This is a genomic window from Oligoflexus sp., assembly GCF_035712445.1.
Taxonomy (GTDB): domain Bacteria; phylum Bdellovibrionota_B; class Oligoflexia; order Oligoflexales; family Oligoflexaceae; genus Oligoflexus.
Genome location: NZ_DASTAT010000026.1, coordinates 53,422 through 73,635 on the forward strand (window position 1 = coordinate 53,422; position 20,214 = coordinate 73,635).

The following is a 20,214-nucleotide window of genomic DNA, read 5'->3' on the forward strand; positions in this document are numbered from 1 at the left end:
AACAATTGCCTCAGGCGGCTCTAACCGCCCCCAAGCGTGGCCGGATCCCTGCGGACCGGCCGACCCTTCTTCACTGACAGCCAAAAGCCTGACCGTCGCTGCTGACAACTCCAATCAGTCCCTTATCATCATAACCAAGAACCCGACCCTGCCCATCAACTTCGCTCGATGATGTTCGCGGTGCAGCGCAACCAGGCTGAGGCACGGCCCCCAGATCAGCTCCCTCGGCATCAAAGGCCTGAGCGCTTTCTCCATCGAATACGATGAAGGTCTGCGCGGGAGTCCAGGTAAAACCAAGACTGAAACAACGCTGTGTCACATCCTCTTCAGGACCGATGGCTTGACCGTCGGCGTTCAGCATTTGCACTTTATAGGTCACGAGGGGAAGAGGAACTTCAGGTCCCTTTACGTCACAGTAAGGAACAGGAAGGGTAATCCTCGCCAGGACATTTCCATCAGGAGAAGGCAAAAGTTCATCACCGGCGGAAAGGGTCGCAATCAAACGGCGCGACCCATCGGCTTCCACGCGATAGAATTCACGATTCTGACCCTTGTACGCTCCGATATAGATCCGTTCCGAAGGTTTGAAATAGAATGGGACAATCCCCTGCCCCGCACGCACAGGACCTACATACCGTCGCTCACTGCCATCCGCTTTCTGCACCACAAGACGGTGGCAGAACTTGCGCTTCTCTGTGGTCCCGGACAAAGGGTCCCAGGACTTTTTCTCTTCATAGCTCTGTTCAAACGCGGCCACCATACTGCCATCGCTCGACCACACGGGCATGATGACTTCCCGCCGCGTTCTCCACCAGAAAAGACTTAAACCCCCAGCCTCAGATGCAGACGGGCACAGGGCCGCATCAGGCGAGCTGTCAACCTTGGCTGCAGTCCTGGATTTTTGTGTCAGGGCCGCGCCGCAGCCGGTGGCCAGGTAAATCATCCAGGATGTGGAAATCAGAGTCAAAACGCGGTGTTTCATGGTCGTCCTCATGGAAAAGACAGGGGGTCACGAGCCTTCAATTGCAAGTGCAGTACCACGAATAGCGTTTTTTGACGAGTGAAGTCGTCTGAAGGGCCAGAATCCTTGATTCTGGCTCCCCCTGAGTCTATTGCGAGGCTTTTGTCGAAAATCTCACGCGGGTCGGACCACCCACACTATTGAAAAGGGCATCACCATTTTGAAGGAACTGCACGATCGCATAAGCTCCGTTGCCAAGATTATCCTGTCCAAAGATGGAGCGATGCACAGTACGACCCGTGTTCCAATCCATACCCGTAAGTTCCCAACCATCCACAGCTGTATAGCCGTTTACAAAAACAATATTCGAAGGAATACTAACCGCCGGCACCATGCTGGTGGATACAACGTCACCACGCGACCAGACCGATCGCCAGTGATTCTGCATCGGATCCCACTCAAAACGCTCCACACCCGCGGGCGGAGCGAATACAGGACCTCCTGCCAGAACATCTATCAGCTTATCGGGATGGCCTTCAGGACGAATGTTGTTCACAACAAAAGCCCCATAGCCTTTGACAACAACCGACTGCTCGCTCTGGATAAACTCAGGGAGTGGCGAAAGGCCAGCCGTCACTTGAATCTCGCCGGCAATACGGGGATTGCGCGGGGCCTCTGCCTTGGCATCAGCTGGAATCCCGTCTCGCCAAAAGGCAACCAGTTTCATACGATCGGCGCCGTCGGTGATCACCACCAATTTATCCTCATCGGGGCCAAAGCCCATCAGTGTAGGCGTGGACCCTGTACCGAACCCGAACTTGACGCTGGGAGGCTCGCGTCCTGTATCATAGGTCGCCGACCATGCGCCATCAGCCTGGTCCTGTGAGAGTTTCGCGCCCGTCCAAACCACCTTATGCATCTTTCTATCGGTCGCAACATAGATGCCGTTTTTCTCATCAATCGCGAGGGAGTTGGTGATATATTCGTTCGCTGCAAAACGCAGGGTATGGCGAGGCCCTTCAAGGCTGCGATCCAGTATCAGGAGTGAACCGTTGGTCAATACGATCAATTTTCCATCATAAGTCAGACTCGCTCCAACGATGAAGGCACCATATTTCGAAAATTGTTCGCCTCCCCCTTTCACCAGCTCCTGAAGATGGTCCGTAAGATCAAGTTCACGCAGAAGCTGAATTCCTTGGGCTGGATCCTTCGGGTCGACAAGGCCGTAGGCATAAATCCTGGCACCCGCTGCTGCAAACATCACGTTATCCCGATCCACGAGCACATAGGTATTGTTCGCAAGTCGAGAGAAATTCACCCCAAGCTCGGCCACGGCGTTTTCTACATCACCGATACTTCTGAAACGTTGGGCCAGGACACTATCGAGTTTGCTCGAAACTATATTCACCAGACCTGGCGTCGCATACTGGGCTGCGGGTCGCAGTTCACCCTTGGAAATATCCATATAGCTCACCCCACCGCTCGACGCTCCCCACATGAAGCTCGGCGAGGTCGATGCCAGCTGCATGATATTTACAGGGCCACCCACCACGCGAGGGAAATCGCGCAGATTCAACCTGAAAATCCCACGAGGGGCTGGGTAAGGCATCGCATCCGTCTGAGCTGGATCGAAGTGGGTGATCGCATACTTCTCCGCAGCCAGGTAGGGATTTCTTGCTGGTCCACGCGGAGGATTCAGCTCGGCATTTCCCGCATAAGCAGCATGGATCGAGAAAAGAACGCCGGTCGTACAAACAAGAGAGCTTGTCACCTTCATATTTTTGCCTTCCATCTTATCACGTTTTTCACGGTTAACGGATTTGATATACAGGGCAAGCGCATGAAGATAAAGACAGCAAAAACTCCTGCGTTTAATCCTCGATGGAAATGGGATCACACCGGAGTCAGGCCAATCGATGCCATTGGGGTATGCTCAGAATCCAGGGCACCGAGCCCACATGAATTTCCACCGATATGTCGTCTTTTTCCCATCTGGCCCGAACACGAGATAGGCGTTGGGATTCTCGATCAATCCATTGATCGCAATCCTGGCCGTCCAAAGTCCCTTTGGATTCCGATCCGCAGCGCACCAATAGCTCTGTGGTATGAAGCGAAGATCTGTCGTCCACGCCAGCGTTTTGGAAGGCTCCTGGAACGGCGTTCCGGATGGATAGTTGAACTCCTTGGGCTGCGAGGAGTATCCGAAGAGAGTGTGCGAGGAACTCAGAGAGAGTATCGCTCCATCTCTGGACTTGTTGGCACTGAATGTGATCTCCTGCCAGATCTCAGTGGGATAATAACCGCGCAACAGCTCCAGGCCCGCACGCATCGCACAATAGCGGTTGCCGGATCCTGCAGGGGGAAGGTTCAAGGTCAGTCCAAGGTTCCAATAAAAATCACTGCCTGTTGCGATCAGTTCAGAATCGTCTGGATTGCAGCCGCTTCCTGAAGGCGGAAAGTATGTGACATTCGCAATCTGACCCCAGGCCTGAGCTGAAAAAAGCGACAAACCAATAAGAGAGGCTTTGATGGATTGATTCGACATAATAATTTCCCTTCATATATTGAGACGAAGGATGAGGCTGACTGAGCCATCGGGAATACGAAGAAACATTCTCCCTTCGAATTATCCCTCCCTCCGACTTCCAGCAAGCAGGATTCTTTAAAAAAGCCTCTCGATGTAAGAAAGTGTTCTGTGAGGTCGAACAACGAACTCAACCGATCACATTCGTCACACATTACGACGTTCAAGTTTTCACTGATGACCCCTTGGCGAATTCCCAGCTCCGGAGGCCAGGAATCTGTATCGTCAAGCCCTATCTCGTGGGTAATAGCTTCCAGGAAAATCCTACACTTCGATCACAACTTACTTCATGATTGAATGGAATAGGATCATTCTCTTCTGTTCCTAATAGGCAAATATTGCCTCCCTTAAGGCAAATCCATGAAGTGGCTATTCATACTGCTTCTCAACCTCCAAGCCATGGCCATGGCTGAGCCGACAATTGCGTTGCAGTCACCCTCATGGTTTGACAAAGTCCGCTATCTTAGATTTGGCAATGAAAAGCTCCTGACCCTCGCAGATCCCGTGCTTGACCTCTCCCGTTTGAAAGACGACGAATACTGGTATGTCGACGGAAAAGTCTGGTTCTTTCCCGGGGAATTCCTACCGCCCGATGAACTTCTACAGCCCGGAGCTTGGGAGAAAATCCTTGCCCAGAGAAAGCCTCTCCTTCTGGACGCGAACAACAGTTGGTTCCAAAACTCTCGGAATCCGGCAGACGTCAACTATGGCAGCTATGTGCTTCAGGTCAGGTCGCCTGCCCCCCGACGGCTGGCGTTTGGTGCCTATAACGTCTATCATCCGGCCCGCTTCTATATTGTTGACAAAAGGAAGGTTCGGGAAATTCGCAGCTTCGGCAATCCAGACCCGGATCCTGATAGGAATCACCAACAAAGCGTGATGTGCTGTCCTCTGAATTTCTTTGATGTTGATACCGACTTTTTTATCATCACTCACGCTTCCACGCCCGTCTCCGACACTTCAAAGACCACCAATTTCTCGGGTTTTTTTATCGGGCCCGAGACCTATCTCTTTCAAGAGATGCGCAATACCTTTGCGCTGATCGGCTGTTTGATCGGTTGCTTCTTTCTTGCGGGAACTTTCTATGGCTTTATCTACTCGTTCCGGCGGCGGGATCGGTCCTCGCTGTACTTGAGTCTGTTTGCCTCACTGGCCTTTCTCCTTGCAGTCCAAACTTTCGTCGATCTGCCGTTGGATCCGAAACACATCGGCAAACTCTGGACCTTTCTAAATCTGCTGGCCATGGCCTGTCTGCAACTCTTCATACTCGAAAAAATCAGGGAGTTCATCCAGCCAAAAACCCAAAGGCTCTGTATCACAGCCATCTTGGGCGGCTGCCTGGCAGGGCAATTGACATCCATTCTCTCTCTGGATGACATCTCTGGCCTCATTTACCTCATACTGATGCTGGGCAATACAGTTCTGATGGGTCTTGTGGTCGCGATGGGCCTTCGGCATCGCATCAATGGAACCCTGTTTTTCGGCGCTGGCGCAGCTGTTTGCAGCCTATTTCAGTACTCGATTATTCACATCAGCATCTTTAAATTGAACGAGGATCCCGGCAATGCCGTAACACTCGCGAACCTCGCCATGGTTTTGGCCCTGGCCCTCGTCAATGCCAAAGACTTTGCCCTGACCTATCAGGCCTCCGAACGGATGCGACAGGACCTGCAGGTGCTCCTGGAGGAAGTCCAGGAGAAGGAGCAGGCTCGTACTCTATTCTTTCAAAACACGTCCCACGAACTCAGGACGCCTCTCAACGGCATCATTGGTTTCATGCAGCTACTGACGCAAGGCCGCTACGGAAAAATACCGGAGGCAGCCGAAGTCCAACTCCAGAAATGTATTCGACTCGCGATCAGCCTGAAGAATCAGGTGAACTCCATTCTCGATCTGGCGAAATCGAAGAAGGGCCGACTCACTCTCAGCAATAGTTCCATAGCCATCAAAGATCTGATCGACGAGACCGAGGATTTGGCTGCGGGACTCTTGCTGAAGCGCAATGATTTCAGCTTTCAATGCAACTGCGAGTGGCAAACTCTCCTCTCGCAATTTATTGGCGATCGGGAGAAGATCGCTACGATCCTCCGCAACCTCGTCGGCAACGCCTTTAAGTTCGCGGATCCTGTTCGTCCCAATGCAGTGGCACTCACCATCACGCGCGATGGCGGATGGCTCCATATTATTGTCAGCGATACGGGCATAGGCATACCCATCGACTATCAGGATAAAATATTCGAGGAATTCAAGCAGGTCGCGGATGATTCCCGCCGGGCTTATGAAGGCAGCGGTCTCGGCCTGGCCATCGTCCGCGAGTTTGTGAAGCTGATGGGCGGAGACATTCGATTGGAATCCGAGCAGGGCAAAGGCAGCCGCTTCTTCGTCTCGCTACCGGAACAAAAAGAGATTCACCTGCAGAAGCCGACCGAGATCGCCTTGGGCCATCTTGAACCTAAAACCAGGATGACCCCGGCAGTTGCCGTCCCCAGCAATCTTCCGGTCAACGCAGTGAAGGGGCACGTCCTGGTCGTGGATGATAACGAAATGAACTGCGATGTGCTAAGGGACGTGCTTCAGCATCAAGGTTTCCAGGTTAGCGCAGTGCTCGACGGTCAGGAAGCTCTCCGTTTTATGCGGCGGGAACACCCCGATCTCCTGCTCCTCGATATGATGATGCCGCTTTTCTCGGGCGAAGATGTGATCAAGGCCATGAAGCAGGATAGCCTGCTTCAGGACATTCCTGTGATCCTCATCACGGCACGGGCCAGTGATGATGATAGGCTCTTCGGCCTTGGTTTGGGTGCCGATGACTATCTTGCCAAACCGATTCATCACGAAGAACTTTTGTTCCGCGTGCAAAACCTTCTACAGCGCCTGGAAACCAGGCGAAAGATGGTCGAAGCAGAAGAAGGCCTAAAACCAAGTCAGCTGGGTCGCCTGATGAATGACTTCAGCCATGAGTTGAAGAATGCCTTTCAGCTTTATAGTTTCACCAGCCACGATATTCCGCGGGCCTGCGAAAAGATTCTGCGCTATCTGCCGATTCCCCTTCCGGAATGGCAGGAAGCAAGTCGGCTGATCGCCAGCGAGCGCATGCTCCTGACTGCATCCACGCAGTTTTCTGATCTGAGTTTCACCGATGCGCACCAGGAACAATCTGCGATCCTCAGGTCGCTGCGAACCAGCCTGGACCTTGTGGATATTCATGCGGCGTCTCGCAGGAAGATCTGGCATCTGATTCTCAGTCTATCAGCCGATCAGCAGGAGGAGTGCGAGCAGGTATTGTATATAGTCCGCAACTTCCTGGTGATGAAGAATCAAACCACCTTTGTCATGGAATTGGTGGAAAACATTCTGGAATATTCCAAAGGCAGTGAAAGCCCCTTGAATGCATCCACCCAGGCAGTCCTGGATGCCATCATCCGCCTCGTGCGTCCTCGCATGCTGCGACTGGGAATCCGCCTGGACGTTATGGGGGACGACTGTACTGTTACCATGAGCCAGGGGCACATGATGCAGGTGATGCTGAATCTGGTTTCCAATGCCATGGATGCCGTAGCAAATCTTGGATCGGATCAAAAGTGGATACGCATCAGCGTGTCGGAAACGGAAGGCAAAGCCGTAATCAGCTGCGCCAGCGGCGGTGGATCAGCCCGCAAGGATTCCTTGGCATTCGAACGCCTGATTCAAAAAGCCCAAGGTTCGCTGGAAATTAACAGTCAATCACCGTATCCAGAAATTGTTTTCAGAATACCATCCATCAGGATGCAAGAATATAAAAGATCCGGCTAGACAAGAAAGCTGAGAATGAGACGGATAGGATCACAAAGCAGAGCCCATAAAGGGATGAGTGGCTTTTGCCGCTCAAGGCCTCTGGTTTGGCCTGTCTGCCTTGTCATACTCCTTCTCTTCAGCACTCATCTTTTGGCGGACGAACCTCCCACCTTCGTCATTGAAAGCGAAACATTTAGCATTCAACAGGCCAACCTCTATAAGCTCGGCATCTTTGATGAGGAGTTGGCAGAGCATGATATTGTCGCGCGTATGCAAAAGCATGAATACGAACTCAAGGACTACTATGAGCTGCAGAATCACAGACGCTCCTACTGGATGTATATAGTCGATAACAAGAGCGGAAAGCCCCAGAGAATCTTTATCAGTTTCTCCTTACAGTTCCCGCAAACCAAAGCCTGGATTTTTGAAGGAGACCATCTTCGGTCCTTTGATCCGGTAAGAACAGTCGCGGATGTTTTATCCACTCAGGTCCCTCCCGGGCGATCATATATTGTAGCCATGAGGCTCAGCGGCGGAGAACTCAAGGGCAAGGCATCCATTGTCAATATCTCTGACTTCAATACCTTCATGCAAAAAGTCAAAATCCAGCAGCATGTATCCGCCGGAGTCTTCGGCGCCGTCGCTATCATGATTCTCTACAATCTGGGCATGCTCTTCTTCTTTCGGCGAACCTATTTTCTTTACTATGCCATCTATAGTGCCGCGGCGCTTCATGCCCTTGCTATTTTTAATGGCTATACTGTTTGGAACTTGTCAGAATTGGGTGTCGTGCTGGGAATATCAGGCTGTGCCCTGCTCCAATTCTGTAACAGCTCGCTCTCACTGCCGACCAGTCATCCGCGCCTCTATCGTGTGTCCCTCGGGTTCATGGCCTACAGCCTTGTCTTCGCAGTCTATGTCTGGTTTACCGCAAGTTGGGCTGTGATCGCGCTGAGCATGCCGATAGTCCTGGCCTACAGTCTTTTCGTTTCACTCAGACGAGCCTTGCGAGGCTATCAGCCAGCCATCTACATGACCATAGGCTGGAGCATATTCCTGGTAACGATCTGTCTGACTGTGCTCAGCATCCAGTTTCCCAGATTTGGCTACTTCTCGCACATGAGCTTTCTGGGCTTTGTTTCTGAACTTTGCTTTTTCTCCTTTGCTATTGGTCAAAAAGTGAGAAACGCGGAACAGATCGCTCTCAAAGAACACAAGCATGCCTTCAATCAGCTGAAGAAGGTTTTCTATCCCCACCAGATCGAACAGATCAAAGCCGGCAGAGAGTTGGAAGACACGATGCCCACCGGCAGGAGCGAGGCCTGCGTGATCAATTTTGATATCATCGGCAGCTCAAAGCTGCCTCCTTCACTGGCCAAGAGCTTCATCGAGGCGTCCATCAAAGGCTGCGTTTCCATCATCAATGAATCGTATAATTCAGAAGATTTGCAGTCCACGGGCTATCGTATTAAAGAAGTGGGCGACGGATTTCTGTGTTCGGTGGGATACCCCTTCAAAACACCCAAGGGCATGGATGCTGTGGAACTATCCATAGACTTGGCCCTGCGTTTTGTCTCCATCTTCCAAAGTCATGTTGATGTTCTGCAGAATCAATACCCGATCTACTGTTCCATAGGCGTAGCGCGGGACTATCTGGAAGGATACTTTCCCAAGGTCGGAACAATCGAATATGATGTTTTTGGCCGAGCGATCATCCTGGCCACTCGTTACCAGTCCTTTCGTAAGCAGCTGTTTCCGAATTCAGTGCCGGGACATATTATTACAGTCCATGAGAGAATTTTCGAACGTCTGCCGCATTCCCTGCAGCAAATTTTCACCAGGCTGGATCTGCGCAAGGAGCATATGAGCATCCGGGATGACCTGAATGCCAACGTCGTCTATTACAGGATTATTAGCGGCTCGGAAGCCTCCGCGGGGCCGAAGCTGGCCATCTGATCCCGTCCCCCTCGGTTTTTCAAAGACTGACTTGAATGAAAAATTCACCCCTTTTTCGGTCCCCGAATATATCCTTCCATACGGTACCTTACCTTTCATGTACGGCTCAATCCAAAGTGGTTTTAGAATGTTCGTTAAAATGCCGCTACGAATAAGCCTTACAATGAAGCTTGAGGAAGGCCTGTTTCGTGAAAATCTGGGTGGACATGAGTCAATTCCTGCCGTTTTTCTACCCGACCTTTCTGGTTGTGGGACTCATTGTCTATTTCTTTCTTCGTGGTCTAACCTTGGCGCTAATCGACCTCGCGAGAAAACCGAATGAAGTAACTTCTATGCAAAGTGATTCGGGACTTTTTCCGGCGTTCTTCGGCACTTTCAGACCCAGTAAGGAGAAGGCCAAAGCCGTCGCAACTGATGACTCTTCAGCCGAGTCTGATGACGAGCCGCGACCATTCCTGGCTGCGGAAAAAATACAAATTTACCGGATGGCGAAAGTCCTTTTTCAACAGAACAAGATCGTCGAAGCCGCCCATATGCTCGAAACGATAGACCTGGCTGAAAAGGCAGTGAGAATCCTGGTGAAGCATGAGAAGGTCGACGAGGCGGCGGCCACGCTTATACGAATGAATGCTCTCGACAGAGCTGCAGCTCTTTTCGAAAAGCATCAGAAGTTTTCCCAGGCCTCCGAGCTGTATATGCAGCTTGAGAACTGGCAGAAGGCTGCACTGAGTTTTGAACAGATGGCGAAGCGGGATGCTCAGTTCTACTATATGGCGAGCGAATGCTATAGAAAGGCCGACCTTTTGAATGAAGCCCTGGCTGCCAGGGCCAGGCTGGGCCTCGTCGAAGACGTATTCCAACTCAGTGTGACTCACAAACAATGGCTCTTCTTAGGGCGCTATCTTGAATTTCCTGCTTATGCCTATCGCATCCTGCCGCTTTTTGAAGCGAACGTGCTTGAGGAATTTTTCATGGATTTGGAACTGGTCCCCCATACGGCGCTGCTGCTGGCTCACTGGCTCAATTATCGCTCCGATGATGCCATGGTCCAGGCGATTCTTCGCAAGTTGGGGGATAATTCGTCTTTAGCCAGCTTGTTCTGGCAGCATCTCGATCATTATGGTTTCGAAACAATGTCGCAGAAGACCCTCGCCATGCGGTCTAAATTGAACCCAGCGGTGGCGAAGACTCATGCCGAGGCACTCCTGGCTGCGGGTCGCGCCGAGCTGGCCCATAAAATTTTGGCAACCGACATAGTTCCTCCTCTGCCCGTCGCGCCTTTGGTCATGAAATTCTAACGGTGCGACGTTAGCTTTCCGTCTTTTCATACTGATCGTCTGTGGACGCATCTCTGGGAAACCAGGACTTCGAAGCCAGGTCGATTTCATAGTGAAAGTTGACCGTCTTGGGATCGTCAATGGAAGCGAGAAGAAGATGAGCAGCCCCACCGCCCTCGGTCACGAATTGCCAGACGGCGCTTAAGCCAAGCCACGTCCCTTCCTGGAGCCTTTATCTATCGGGCTCCCCAAGCTGAGGAAGCGTCGGGCTATAGAATCGTTGAGACATTCTGCCCTGGGACGGAATGACTCTTAAGCCGCCTGGTAAGAATTCAGAGTCCACCCATCAAATGGATGAGCTTTCCGCAAGCGAGGCCTGTGTGAATCTCGTATTGCGCAAGGCAACTCACCCGACTTCAAATGGGGAAGGTTATATAGTTCCGCGAATTCAATAGGTTACAAGGGATGGGCGAACCTGTGCATCTTTTCCTTCAATAGTGCAGACGAAACCTCGATAAGTCAGGAAAGAGTTTAACTGCACGATCCCAAAGTTTCGAGGCTGCCCGTGAACAAGGCGAAAAACAAAAGTTTTGAAGACAGCTTGCGCCAAAGGATAAATGAGCATTTTGCCTCGCGGTATGGTTCGAAAAAGCCAAAGCTCCCCAGGTTATACTCATGGTATTACGCCGTCTGTCTCGCGGCTGGGTTTCTCTTTCCTGCGGCGATCGTCGGCAAATACATGGGCGTCTTTCAATCCGACTTTGACGTCTTTCTCTTCCCGCTTCTTGCCATCGTATCCGCAATAGCTTCGTCGTTGACCTTCATGGGATTCGCCCATGCTCTGTCCCATAACGAATTGTTCGAGCAGGATTCCTGGGCAGGACGTGTTTTCAAGTTTATTTCCTGGGACTGTCTCATCACGATATCCGAATACGTGTGGGACAACGTCCATAATAAATCCCATCATGCCTTTACCAACCTGAAGGTGGGCGACGCAGAAAAAGACCTGGACGTCATCCTCATCACCAACAACCTGAAGCAGCAGCAAAGCGCAGCCAAAGTCCTCTTCTTGATCTCGATCGCCCAGGTTGTTCGCTTCTTCCGCCAGTTCCTCAGCATTATCCGTCTGCACAGGAACTACGAGAAGATTCATTTCAATGAATGGCTCGTTATCCTGGCAGGCAAAGCCTATGCCCTCGCGATCTTCTTTGTCCTTCCTTACCTGGCTTTCGATTCACTGTATGCGCCGGGCCTTGGGCTTCTCTACCTCGTCACGCAGTCGGTTATTCTCGTTCCCATCTTTCTTGTGGCTCATACCACGGCTGACGTAAAGTTCTATGAGGTGCCAGGTCCCAAAGCCTATAAAGAGATTTCATTCCAAAGAGTGCAGATCGAAACTTCGGCCAACTTCGCTATGGATTCACGCTTCATGTTCTGGGTGACCGGGGGGCTGACCTATCAGATCGAACATCATACCTTCCCGGATATTCACCCCCACTTCTATCCCGAGATATCCCTGATTATTCGGGAAGAATGCAAAAAGTATGGCGTATCCTACGTTCGCTACGAAGGCTACTGGGAGGCGGTTCGCGCCGTGATGAAGTTTCTGTGTGACGGAACCACGCACGCCGTGTATCAGAAACCGCCGCAGCAACTCGGGACAAGTGCTGGCAAGCGCAGCGTGGGCTGATGCGTCCCAGCCCAGAAAACGTCAAAGGTTTCTGCACCCTGCATGACCGTATACAGAGGTTCATAAAAAATATTCGGGCCTCTGCTTTCCTTCATTGACATGGAATTCCGAGCGAATCATGTTAAGTCCGCAACACCAACGTTGACGGGAAAAGCATGAATCCTCTGTTTGTACACCCATCACTTTCAGAAGAACGGCAGAACGCCAAACGCCTGGATACGGCTGATCCTCTGGCCCGTTTCCGTGCGGAATTCTTCCAGGGTTCAGGTATCTATCTGGATGGCAATTCCCTGGGACTTTTGAGTCGCAAAGCCGAGAAGGCCGTCGAACGAGTCCTGCGTGAGTGGAAGGAACTGGCGATCGAAGGCTGGCTCGATGCGGAGCAGCCTTGGTTTTTCCTGGCGGAAAAGATCGGCGACATGGCAGCGCCACTGGTGGGTGCGAAAGCTTCTGAGCTGATTGCGAGTGGCACGACCACTTCCAACCTTCATAGCCTCGTCAGTACGCTCTTTCCATCCGACCCCAAACGGTCGCGCATTGTCAGTGACTCGCTTAATTTCTCGTCTGATATTTACGTCCTCCGTGATCAATTGATCCTGCGGGGCCTGAATCCCGAGACGGAGCTTCTGCGCATTTCAAGTGAAGACGGTTACCTGATCGACGAAGATCGCATCATGGCCACGCTGGATGAAACGGTTGCGCTGCTGGTGCTGTCGACCGTCCAGTATCGTTCAGGTCAGCTCTTCGATATCAAAGCCATCACGGAAAAGGCCCACGCTGTCGGCGCCCGGGTGATATGGGACGCGTCTCACTCAGCAGGGTCCGTTCCGCATGAATTTCACGAGTGGGGCGTCGATGGAGCTGTTTTCTGCGGCTACAAATATCTGAATGGTGGTCCTGGCAGTACGGGATTCCTCTATATTCATGAAAAGCATGCGGCGCTGAAACCGGCTCTATCGGGATGGTTCGGACATCGGAAAGACACGCAATTCCAACTGAATCACGATTTTGCAATGGCGGCGGGCGCGGGGCGCTTTCAGATTTCAACGCCTCATGTCTTGAGCCTGATTCCACTCGAAGCGTCACTTGCACTCTTTGCTGAAGCTGATCAGCATGAACTGCGCAGAAAATCTTTGGCGATGACTGAGCTGATGATGGCCATGGGGGATCGCTATCTTGCGCCTCATGGTCTTCGTATAGTAACCCCGCGCAGGGCCGATCAGCGCGGCGGACATGTGGCCTTTGCCGGAGCCGATGCCTTTGCCCTGGCTCAGGCTTTGCGTCAGCAGGGAATCGTTCCCGACTTCAGGCCGCCGAACATCCTGCGCCTCGCGCCGACGGCCTTCTATAATACCTACAGCGACCTTGTCGCCACGATCAGCTGCATTCTCCACATTCTGGAGGACGGTGATCTGGAGCGCTATCAAAAGCCCACCGACATTCCCTGACGCAAACAAAAGGCGGGACCCGCAGGGCGACCCGCCACAACTAACGGGTCAAACCAAAATACTCACGGAACAGTATCTTATACGATTCGCTGTCACTCATTGCGTAGATGCTGGGCCGCAGCACCAGATCTCTGCTATTTTTGACGCCAGCCTTCTCCAGATCCTCATCCGCGATGAAGAGCTGGAAAGGTTTCTCCACGGAATAGATCAAATCCTCAGGTTTTTGCGCCAGCACAAACCGTGTATCCCGAATGATGGTCTGGGCACCATCTTCGCTCACGATATAAACGGGATTATAGGTCGGTGAGGCGGCCGGGTCCTGAGACGAGATGCCTTTGAGCTGTGGGAAGAGACTCACATAGAAGAAAGTTCCAACCGGGGCTTCATAGGTGAATTCCAGATCCACAGCGACCCCGGTGCGGCCCTTGGCGTCAGTGGCAGGACGAACCGTGCTGACGACCGGAGTCAGCTTGAAGGGACTCCCGGCATTGACAAGTTCAGCATCCAGTCGCTTCACTTCGGCAGTATAAAAGCTGCCATAAGACCAGTTTTTGACAAAGTCATAAGGCATGCGCCCATAGCCTTTCACGCCCCAACCTGCGCCCCAGGAATTTTTAAAATAGAAGACCTGGTCTTTTTCATTGTAACCCGTGAGCAAAACGGTGTGACCACCGCAGAGATCGGCCTCCACCTCACACTGATCCTCAAGCTCCTGACTATGGGTCACGAATCCTCCGTCCCCATTCCAACCGTTCTGGTTGACAGGAACCGATATGGTCACCGCAAAACCAGCAGCCAGATTCTCCTGCACGTCCCGAATGCTTCTGAGGCTGCGGACCTTAACATCATAACGATCCGAAGGAATAAGCGCCGCCTGCACCGCAGGGTCGGGACCAAAGTGACTCCGGCAGAACTCGGGCGCTGTCGTATCATCTTCATAAGACGCGCAGGGCATGCCGCTTTCAAACCAGGAATGGGAATAGGGCACGGACTCTTCCAGATGGAGACCACGGGTTGTCATGGTCTGTATGTTCCTGGGCAAATACGAGGCGTCCTCGCGAGTATTGACCTGATCCAACGCCTTGTTTGCGAAGATCAGATACTCTTCGGAAAGATTGATATCATGATGGTCAGGAAAATATTTTTTGAAAGCTTGTTCAAACAGGGCTGTAGTCGTAAAGTAGGCGCAGCTTCCACGATTGGCCTGATCCTTGATAGGAGTCTGCTCGTTCGTAAGATCAACCTCCTCAGGCAGTGGGCTCGTCCCTGCCTCCCGCAAGCTCTCAGAAGAGTCTTTCCAGTAAGGTTCCTGAGGCTTCGGCTGCAGCCTGCGAGGCATGCCATTGATTTTGATTTCCTGCGCAGCGAGCTGCGTCCCTCCCAACAGCATCATCACGGGCAGCACATACCGACTCATCATAGATTCCTACCTTTGTCTGGGTTGATAGGATCCTATTTAGCAAAGCGAAGCGGAAAGCTACACTGCTTTTCGCAAGCCGATAGAGGAAAGCCCAGCTTGCATCCCTGGCTACTTAAGCAAGGCTTATGAATATGCGTTATGAACCTGTGAAGGGTTTCACCAGTCTGCCGTCGACCCAGGTCTCGATGACTTTGATATCCTTGAGCTGCGCAGACGGTATTGTGAAGTCAGGGCTTCCTGCACGGTTAAAGCCTGCGCTGGATACCAGCCTTGAGGCGGCTGCCCATAGAGGGTCTTTCGCGTCACAGCAAAATAAAGGGTTTCCCTGGGTGTCCAGGGCTCGCCTGGCAAGTCGGAGTTGAGCATCAGCCGCACCTTGGCATCGAGCAAGGCCGACTGCGTGTGAAGGCTGCATGCTTGCAATCAGGCCCAGTTGAGAGATCTCACGAATGGCTTTGGCATCGAGGACCTGTGCATGCTCAAGCCGCCAGCGTAAATCACGGGCGGGGAATTTTCGACGAAGCACGCGATAGAGGTCGATGATTTTATGATTGGCAGCATCGCCGATGGTGTGGACAGCCAACTGAAAACCCTGAGGGCTCACCTGCTCGGCAAGTTTGCGGATGGCTTCGATCGAAATGCGTTCGGTCATCTCCGCTTCATGAGGCCGGTCGCTATAAGGGCCGGCAAGCAGGGCCGTCCGGGAACCGAGGGATCCATCGTAGTAAACCTTAAAGCCACGAACTGTAAAGAAATCGCTGTCGAAAGGTCCGCGTTTCACCCAGTTCGCTACGAGTTCTGCATCGTTACCATCCAGCAATCCATAGACGCGGATAGGAAGTCGGCCCTGGCGGGCGAGATTTTCCCAGGCAGGCAAACGCTTTCTGCTGATACCCGCCTCGTGCACCGAGGTGACGCCTTCAGCGGCCATAAGCTGCAGTCCTTTGAGAATGGCTCGCTCCTCCTGATCCTGAGTCAGGGGCGGGATATGAGGTTCAACGAGCTTTTTAGCCAGAGTAAGGAGCACGCCGGTCGCCTCGCCATTGGCCCGGCGCAGGATGGTCCCGCCTTCGGGATGAGGCGTTTTAGCATCAATACCGGCGATGGTGAGCGCGGCGCCATTATTCGCCTGGCTTCGCGCGAGGATAAAAGGCTTTGAGAGCAGCGATCCTATCCGCGACGCTTTGCGCTTCGGTGACATCCGCATAGAGTGACGAGGCTCCCAGCTCGGCTGCATGCACATGAGAATCTATGATCCCAGGAAGCACGCTTCGCCCTTTCAGAGCGACTTCGCGAGCCTGAGGATAAGCCTTTTTGAGGTCCTGGAAGCGACCAAGGGCAACAATAAGGTCCTGCTCTATAATCATTGCTTCATGGCCTGCAGGTTTACCATCAAGCGTGAGTATGGAGCTACCATGAAAAAGCATAGGACTGGCATGAACTGTCGTAGCTGAGAGCATGAGCAACGCCAGGAGTCCGCTCCATATCCTCGAATCCATCAAGGCCTCCTTCATTCAAAATGGGATCATGCCGTTGTAGTTAGCGAAAATTTGCGAGGGTGTCATGGCAAAAGTGGGGGTGTCGCCTGGTGTAATCGACCAGGAAGCTTGCATTTGCCAGTCCGGACGGTCTTTGCTATTCCTTTTGGAGTTATGAAGGAGATTTTCATGGACAAGTCCATCAAGCCGTCCGAGCGTTCTCTTGAAGCATTTATACAGAAGTTTCCCGACCAAGGCCCCCTTGTCATGCTCAATAGGGGCACGCGTGAAATGGATGGGGAACGCCCATGCGGCCGTCATAGCTCCGGACGAGGAAATGTGCGATGAATAAGGACATCGTGATTCATCGACTGGCAGCATTGGATGATTCGCGCCTGATCGCTACCACGCCGACGTCAGAGTTCTGGGGGTGAGCCTTAGGCCATGACCATCGCGCGTCGGTGAAAGGACTTTCATGGATTTCGATGTTGGGTTTTTTATGCTGGCGCTTATTTTCGGCGCTATCGGCTTTGTGTATTTCAGCTATGGGCGGAAGCAGGCCCGCATTTCGATGATAATCTGCGGTCTTCTTCTGATGATCTATCCCTATGTGCTCGACTCGAAAGTCTGGCTCGTGGTGATAGGCCTCATCCTTTCGCTGGTGCCGCGATTCATCTAGATGGACAAGGCCTCACGACTTGGGCTCAAGGCTGGACGAGGCATTGCTCTTCAAGAGGCAAAGTGCCGGTCTGCAGGACAGCTCGATCGAGAGGCGATTCAACAGGCGCGATCGCGCACTCCTGAAAGCCTTGCTGTCCATCGCCTGAAATCACCTGCTTCGCATGCTCTTCTTCAGCACCACAGCCAACCAACACCAGGGCAAGCACGAGACATCTCAACATTCACCTACTCCACCGTAAAAGATCTGATCAACTCGTAGCCAGAGCTGACTTAACATTGAACCATCAGCCTGATATCGAAATATCCAATATTTTAAATACGTTACAGGATTCAACCCGTCCTTCTTCCAGGCTTACCCAGGTATTGAAGCATAAGGCATGCCAGGGATCAGAAGCCTTCCATTCCTTTCAACCGACAAAGCCGAATCTTCATCCAATTTTTTTATCCCTTTGATTTGGCTCGCCTAGACTGTCATCCAAATTACAGATTTGGGAGATCGCCATGGATCGTCGTCGGTTTATCTGCAGCAGTGTGCATGGTGCCTTTGGTCTTTTTCTGGCTCAGACTATCAAGGCTCAGGACTTTCTCCTGGAATCCAGCAATAGTGAAAAGCTGGAGGCCCTCCGGGAACGCCCTTTAACCAGGCTGGCCTTCGGTTCCTGCAACTATTCCGATCGCGACCAGAGCTACTGGAAAAATATAGCGGCCGAGGCTCCCGACCTTTGGATCTGGCTTGGCGATACGATCTACGGTGATGGTTTGAACATGGACCAGCGTCGGGCCCGCTTCCGCGCCTTGAAAGACAATCCCTATTACGCGGCCTTTCGCAGCCAAACCCCCGTGATTGGGACCTGGGATGACCATGATTATGCGTCGGATAATCAGGACGGAAGTTTTCAAGATAAAGTCGCGAGCAAGCAGGCCACCCTGAATTTTCTGGACCTTGCATCGGACGCGGAGGTCTGGGCCAACAGCGGCATCTATCAAAGCTATGAGATCGGTCCCCGCGGTCAACGCACCAAAGTCATCCTGCTTGACCTTCGTTATAACCAGGATCGCAGCCGCACCCAGAAAAAGCTGCTTGGGGATATTCAATGGGCCTGGTTCGAGGACCAAATCGCGAATCTCGATAGCGAATTCCTTATCATCGGCTCCAGCATCAACGTCACCTCGCCCAGCACAGGTTTTGGTCTGGAAGGCTGGAACGCTTTCGGTGAAGAAAGACGTCGGCTTTATGATCTGATCGCAAGGGCCAATGTTCCCACCGTTCTGCTCAGCGGCGATCGCCATCAGGCCGAGTTTTCCCGTATCGTCCTGGGAAATGGGCTTCCCGTGTATGAATTCATGTCGAGCGGGCTCACGCACTCAACCGGCGCGGCGCTGCCGAGTCCCTATCGAATTGGCAAGGTCGTAGGAAATCAAAACTATGGGCTCATCCGCATTGAATGGGATGGGATTGGACCTCAGGTACGTATGGAAATAAGGGCGTCGCAATCCACGAGTGTCTATCGCGAGCTCAATCCTGTTTTTGCGACTGAGTAAAAGATGTCCTGGGCCGAATGTCTATCCTTCCGCTTTTCGTCCTTCTGAGGGGACGGTTCGCGATGAATGTCGCGGCCTACCCATTCACCCCAACATCTGGGATAGAGCGGCATACGCGCCCGCATGTAAGGTTGACAAGGACTTTTCCCCCATCCTATCATAGCAGCCCTGCCGTCCATGCGAGCCAAGCCACGGCATTGTCAGTTGCATGGGTGAACGTCTTCAACTTTTTGGGGGTTTCCGTATGGGTGTTTCAACGGCTCAATTCCTGCGAAAAGGATTTGAGCCCCAACATGTCCTGGCGACGCTTTGCTTTCTGGTCCTGCTCGTGACGCAATCCTTTGCCGAGACCAACTATTGGATTTCCACGATTGCTTCGATTTTTCTGGGAATCGCTGTGATGTCGTCGGTTCACCATGCCGAGGTTATCGCCCATAAGATTGGCGAGGGACTCGGCACGCTGGTGCTTGCCCTTTGCGTCACCATTATCGAAGTGGGCCTCATCATTTCACTCATGGCCCAGGCGGGATCCGATGCTGCGGTGCTGGCGCGTGATACGGTTTTTGCCGCGGTCATGATCATAACGAACGGTATGGTGGCGCTCTGTCTGATTTTGGGTGGACTCAAATATAGAGAGCAGGAATTTCAGGTTCAGGGTTCCAAAAGTTTGTTTGTGGTCCTGATCACGCTGGCAACGCTGGTCTTCATCCTTCCCAACTATACGATAACCACGGCGGGCCCCACCTACAGCACAGCCCAGATGGTTTTTATCGCGGTCATCTGCGTGCTTCTCTATATGCTCTTTATCTTTTTCCAGACGCACACGCATAAGGGTTATTTTGAACCCACTGCCGATGAATCGGGTCTGGACCGTCCTCAGGAAATCCATGAGATTTCGGTCACGGATGCATGGCTCAGTTTTATTTCCCTCTGTGTGAGTCTTGTGGCTGTCATCGGTCTGGCCAAAATCATTTCGCCCTTGATCGAACAGGGGATCAACTCCATCGGAGCCCCGAAATCAACCGTGGGCCTGCTGATCGCTGTCATCGTCCTGCTGCCTGAAACCTGGGCGGCGATCAGCGCAGCGCGCGCCAACCGTTTGCAGACCAGTTTGAATTTGGCGTTGGGCTCGGGCATAGCGAGCATCGCGCTGACGATTCCCGTTGTGATCGCCTTTTCCCTTTACGCGGGACGCGAGATTTCCCTGGGCCTGGATCCCAAGAATATGGTGTTCCTGGCCATGACTTTCCTCGTCGGTATTCTGACTTTGGGGACAGGGAAATCCACTCTTCTGCAGGGGGCTGTTCACGCCGTGATCCTGCTGACGTATTTTGCAATGTCTTTTATTCCCTGACTAGAAACACGGTATGGCGTCCGCGTCCAGGCGCGGGAAATCCCAGGTG

General features: G+C 52.4%; 15 protein-coding genes. 8 read left to right on the forward strand and 7 right to left on the reverse strand.

Going from position 1 to position 20,214, the window contains the following annotated elements:
- Positions 1–70: 70 nt before the first annotated feature.
- From VFO10_RS05390 to VFO10_RS05400, 3 genes are all read right to left on the reverse strand, one after another.
- Complete coding sequence (locus VFO10_RS05390) at positions 71–982, reverse strand: hypothetical protein (protein WP_325137829.1); 912 nt, start codon at positions 980–982, stop codon at positions 71–73.
- 127 nt (positions 983–1,109) lie between these two features.
- The gene (locus VFO10_RS05395) at positions 1,110–2,738 is read right to left on the reverse strand and encodes a hypothetical protein (protein WP_325137831.1); all 1,629 of its coding nucleotides are present in this window, start codon (positions 2,736–2,738) and stop codon (positions 1,110–1,112) included.
- Between the two features lie 156 nt (positions 2,739–2,894).
- Positions 2,895–3,506, reverse strand: coding sequence for a hypothetical protein (locus VFO10_RS05400; protein WP_325137833.1), 612 nt, complete (start codon positions 3,504–3,506; stop codon positions 2,895–2,897).
- Between the two features lie 399 nt (positions 3,507–3,905).
- Here VFO10_RS05400 and VFO10_RS05405 point away from each other — a divergent pair, with 399 nt between their 5' ends.
- The 5 genes from VFO10_RS05405 (at position 3,906) to kynU (ending at position 13,690) form a co-directional block, all read left to right on the forward strand.
- The gene (locus VFO10_RS05405) at positions 3,906–7,337 is read left to right on the forward strand and encodes an ATP-binding protein (RefSeq protein WP_325137835.1); all 3,432 of its coding nucleotides are present in this window, start codon (positions 3,906–3,908) and stop codon (positions 7,335–7,337) included.
- Between the two features lie 54 nt (positions 7,338–7,391).
- Positions 7,392–9,275, forward strand: coding sequence for a 7TM diverse intracellular signaling domain-containing protein (locus VFO10_RS05410; RefSeq protein ID WP_325137837.1), 1,884 nt, complete (start codon positions 7,392–7,394; stop codon positions 9,273–9,275).
- 332 nt (positions 9,276–9,607) lie between these two features.
- On the forward strand, positions 9,608–10,573 hold the full coding sequence (locus tag VFO10_RS05415) for a hypothetical protein (protein ID WP_325137839.1): 966 nt from the start codon (positions 9,608–9,610) through the stop codon (positions 10,571–10,573).
- A 544-nt stretch (positions 10,574–11,117) separates the two neighbouring features.
- Positions 11,118–12,242 carry a fatty acid desaturase family protein gene (locus VFO10_RS05420; RefSeq protein ID WP_325137841.1) on the forward strand — a complete coding sequence of 375 codons (1,125 nt, stop codon included), beginning with the start codon at positions 11,118–11,120 and terminating at the stop codon, positions 12,240–12,242.
- A gap of 155 nt (positions 12,243–12,397) precedes the next feature.
- Positions 12,398–13,690 carry a kynureninase gene (kynU, locus tag VFO10_RS05425; RefSeq protein WP_325137843.1) on the forward strand — a complete coding sequence of 431 codons (1,293 nt, stop codon included), beginning with the start codon at positions 12,398–12,400 and terminating at the stop codon, positions 13,688–13,690.
- Positions 13,691–13,730: 40 nt separating this feature from the next.
- Here the strand turns inward: kynU and VFO10_RS05430 are convergent, their stop codons facing one another.
- The 3 genes from VFO10_RS05430 to VFO10_RS05440 all read right to left on the reverse strand — a co-directional run bounded on the left by VFO10_RS05430 (position 13,731) and on the right by VFO10_RS05440 (position 16,609).
- Positions 13,731–15,110 carry a C1 family peptidase gene (locus tag VFO10_RS05430; protein WP_325137845.1) on the reverse strand — a complete coding sequence of 460 codons (1,380 nt, stop codon included), beginning with the start codon at positions 15,108–15,110 and terminating at the stop codon, positions 13,731–13,733.
- 136 nt (positions 15,111–15,246) lie between these two features.
- Complete coding sequence (locus VFO10_RS05435) at positions 15,247–16,317, reverse strand: amidohydrolase (protein ID WP_325137847.1); 1,071 nt, start codon at positions 16,315–16,317, stop codon at positions 15,247–15,249.
- Positions 16,232–16,609, reverse strand: a complete 378-nt coding sequence (locus VFO10_RS05440) for a hypothetical protein (RefSeq protein ID WP_325137849.1) — start codon at positions 16,607–16,609, stop codon at positions 16,232–16,234. Before VFO10_RS05440 ends, VFO10_RS05435 begins: the two co-directional genes overlap by 86 nt.
- Positions 16,610–17,087: 478 nt before the next feature.
- Here VFO10_RS05440 and VFO10_RS05445 point away from each other — a divergent pair, with 478 nt between their 5' ends.
- Entirely contained in the window at positions 17,088–17,267 is a 180-nt protein-coding gene (locus tag VFO10_RS05445) for a hypothetical protein (RefSeq protein WP_325137851.1), read from the forward strand.
- Positions 17,268–17,292: 25 nt separating this feature from the next.
- On the opposite strand, the gene VFO10_RS05450 is transcribed toward VFO10_RS05445, so the two are convergent.
- A complete protein-coding gene (locus VFO10_RS05450; protein ID WP_325137853.1) occupies positions 17,293–17,490 on the reverse strand; it encodes a hypothetical protein in 198 nt (65 codons plus the stop codon).
- A gap of 280 nt (positions 17,491–17,770) precedes the next feature.
- Between VFO10_RS05450 and VFO10_RS05455 the strand changes: the two genes are divergently transcribed.
- Together VFO10_RS05455 and VFO10_RS05460 are read left to right on the forward strand one after the other, a co-directional pair.
- The gene (locus VFO10_RS05455) at positions 17,771–18,811 is read left to right on the forward strand and encodes an alkaline phosphatase D family protein (protein ID WP_325137855.1); all 1,041 of its coding nucleotides are present in this window, start codon (positions 17,771–17,773) and stop codon (positions 18,809–18,811) included.
- A gap of 244 nt (positions 18,812–19,055) precedes the next feature.
- Complete coding sequence (locus VFO10_RS05460) at positions 19,056–20,165, forward strand: hypothetical protein (protein ID WP_325137857.1); 1,110 nt, start codon at positions 19,056–19,058, stop codon at positions 20,163–20,165.
- Positions 20,166–20,214 lie beyond the last annotated feature (49 nt).

Bases quoted from the DNA above. Each gene is read 5' to 3' on its own strand.
- VFO10_RS05390 (WP_325137829.1), bottom strand. From the start codon at position 982: ATGAAACACCGCGTTTTGACTCTGATTTCCACATCCTGGATGATTTAC.
- VFO10_RS05395 (WP_325137831.1), bottom strand. From the start codon at position 2,738: ATGAAGGTGACAAGCTCTCTTGTTTGTACGACCGGCGTTCTTTTCTCG.
- VFO10_RS05400 (WP_325137833.1), bottom strand. From the start codon at position 3,506: ATGTCGAATCAATCCATCAAAGCCTCTCTTATTGGTTTGTCGCTTTTT.
- VFO10_RS05405 (WP_325137835.1), top strand. From the start codon at position 3,906: ATGAAGTGGCTATTCATACTGCTTCTCAACCTCCAAGCCATGGCCATG.
- VFO10_RS05410 (WP_325137837.1), top strand. From the start codon at position 7,392: ATGAGTGGCTTTTGCCGCTCAAGGCCTCTGGTTTGGCCTGTCTGCCTT.
- VFO10_RS05415 (WP_325137839.1), top strand. From the start codon at position 9,608: ATGCAAAGTGATTCGGGACTTTTTCCGGCGTTCTTCGGCACTTTCAGA.
- kynU (WP_325137843.1), top strand. From the start codon at position 12,398: ATGAATCCTCTGTTTGTACACCCATCACTTTCAGAAGAACGGCAGAAC.
- VFO10_RS05430 (WP_325137845.1), bottom strand. From the start codon at position 15,110: ATGATGAGTCGGTATGTGCTGCCCGTGATGATGCTGTTGGGAGGGACG.
- VFO10_RS05435 (WP_325137847.1), bottom strand. From the start codon at position 16,317: ATGCGGATGTCACCGAAGCGCAAAGCGTCGCGGATAGGATCGCTGCTC.
- VFO10_RS05440 (WP_325137849.1), bottom strand. From the start codon at position 16,609: ATGGATTCGAGGATATGGAGCGGACTCCTGGCGTTGCTCATGCTCTCA.
- VFO10_RS05445 (WP_325137851.1), top strand. From the start codon at position 17,088: ATGCTGGCGCTTATTTTCGGCGCTATCGGCTTTGTGTATTTCAGCTAT.
- VFO10_RS05450 (WP_325137853.1), bottom strand. From the start codon at position 17,490: ATGTTGAGATGTCTCGTGCTTGCCCTGGTGTTGGTTGGCTGTGGTGCT.
- VFO10_RS05455 (WP_325137855.1), top strand. From the start codon at position 17,771: ATGGATCGTCGTCGGTTTATCTGCAGCAGTGTGCATGGTGCCTTTGGT.
- VFO10_RS05460 (WP_325137857.1), top strand. From the start codon at position 19,056: ATGGGTGTTTCAACGGCTCAATTCCTGCGAAAAGGATTTGAGCCCCAA.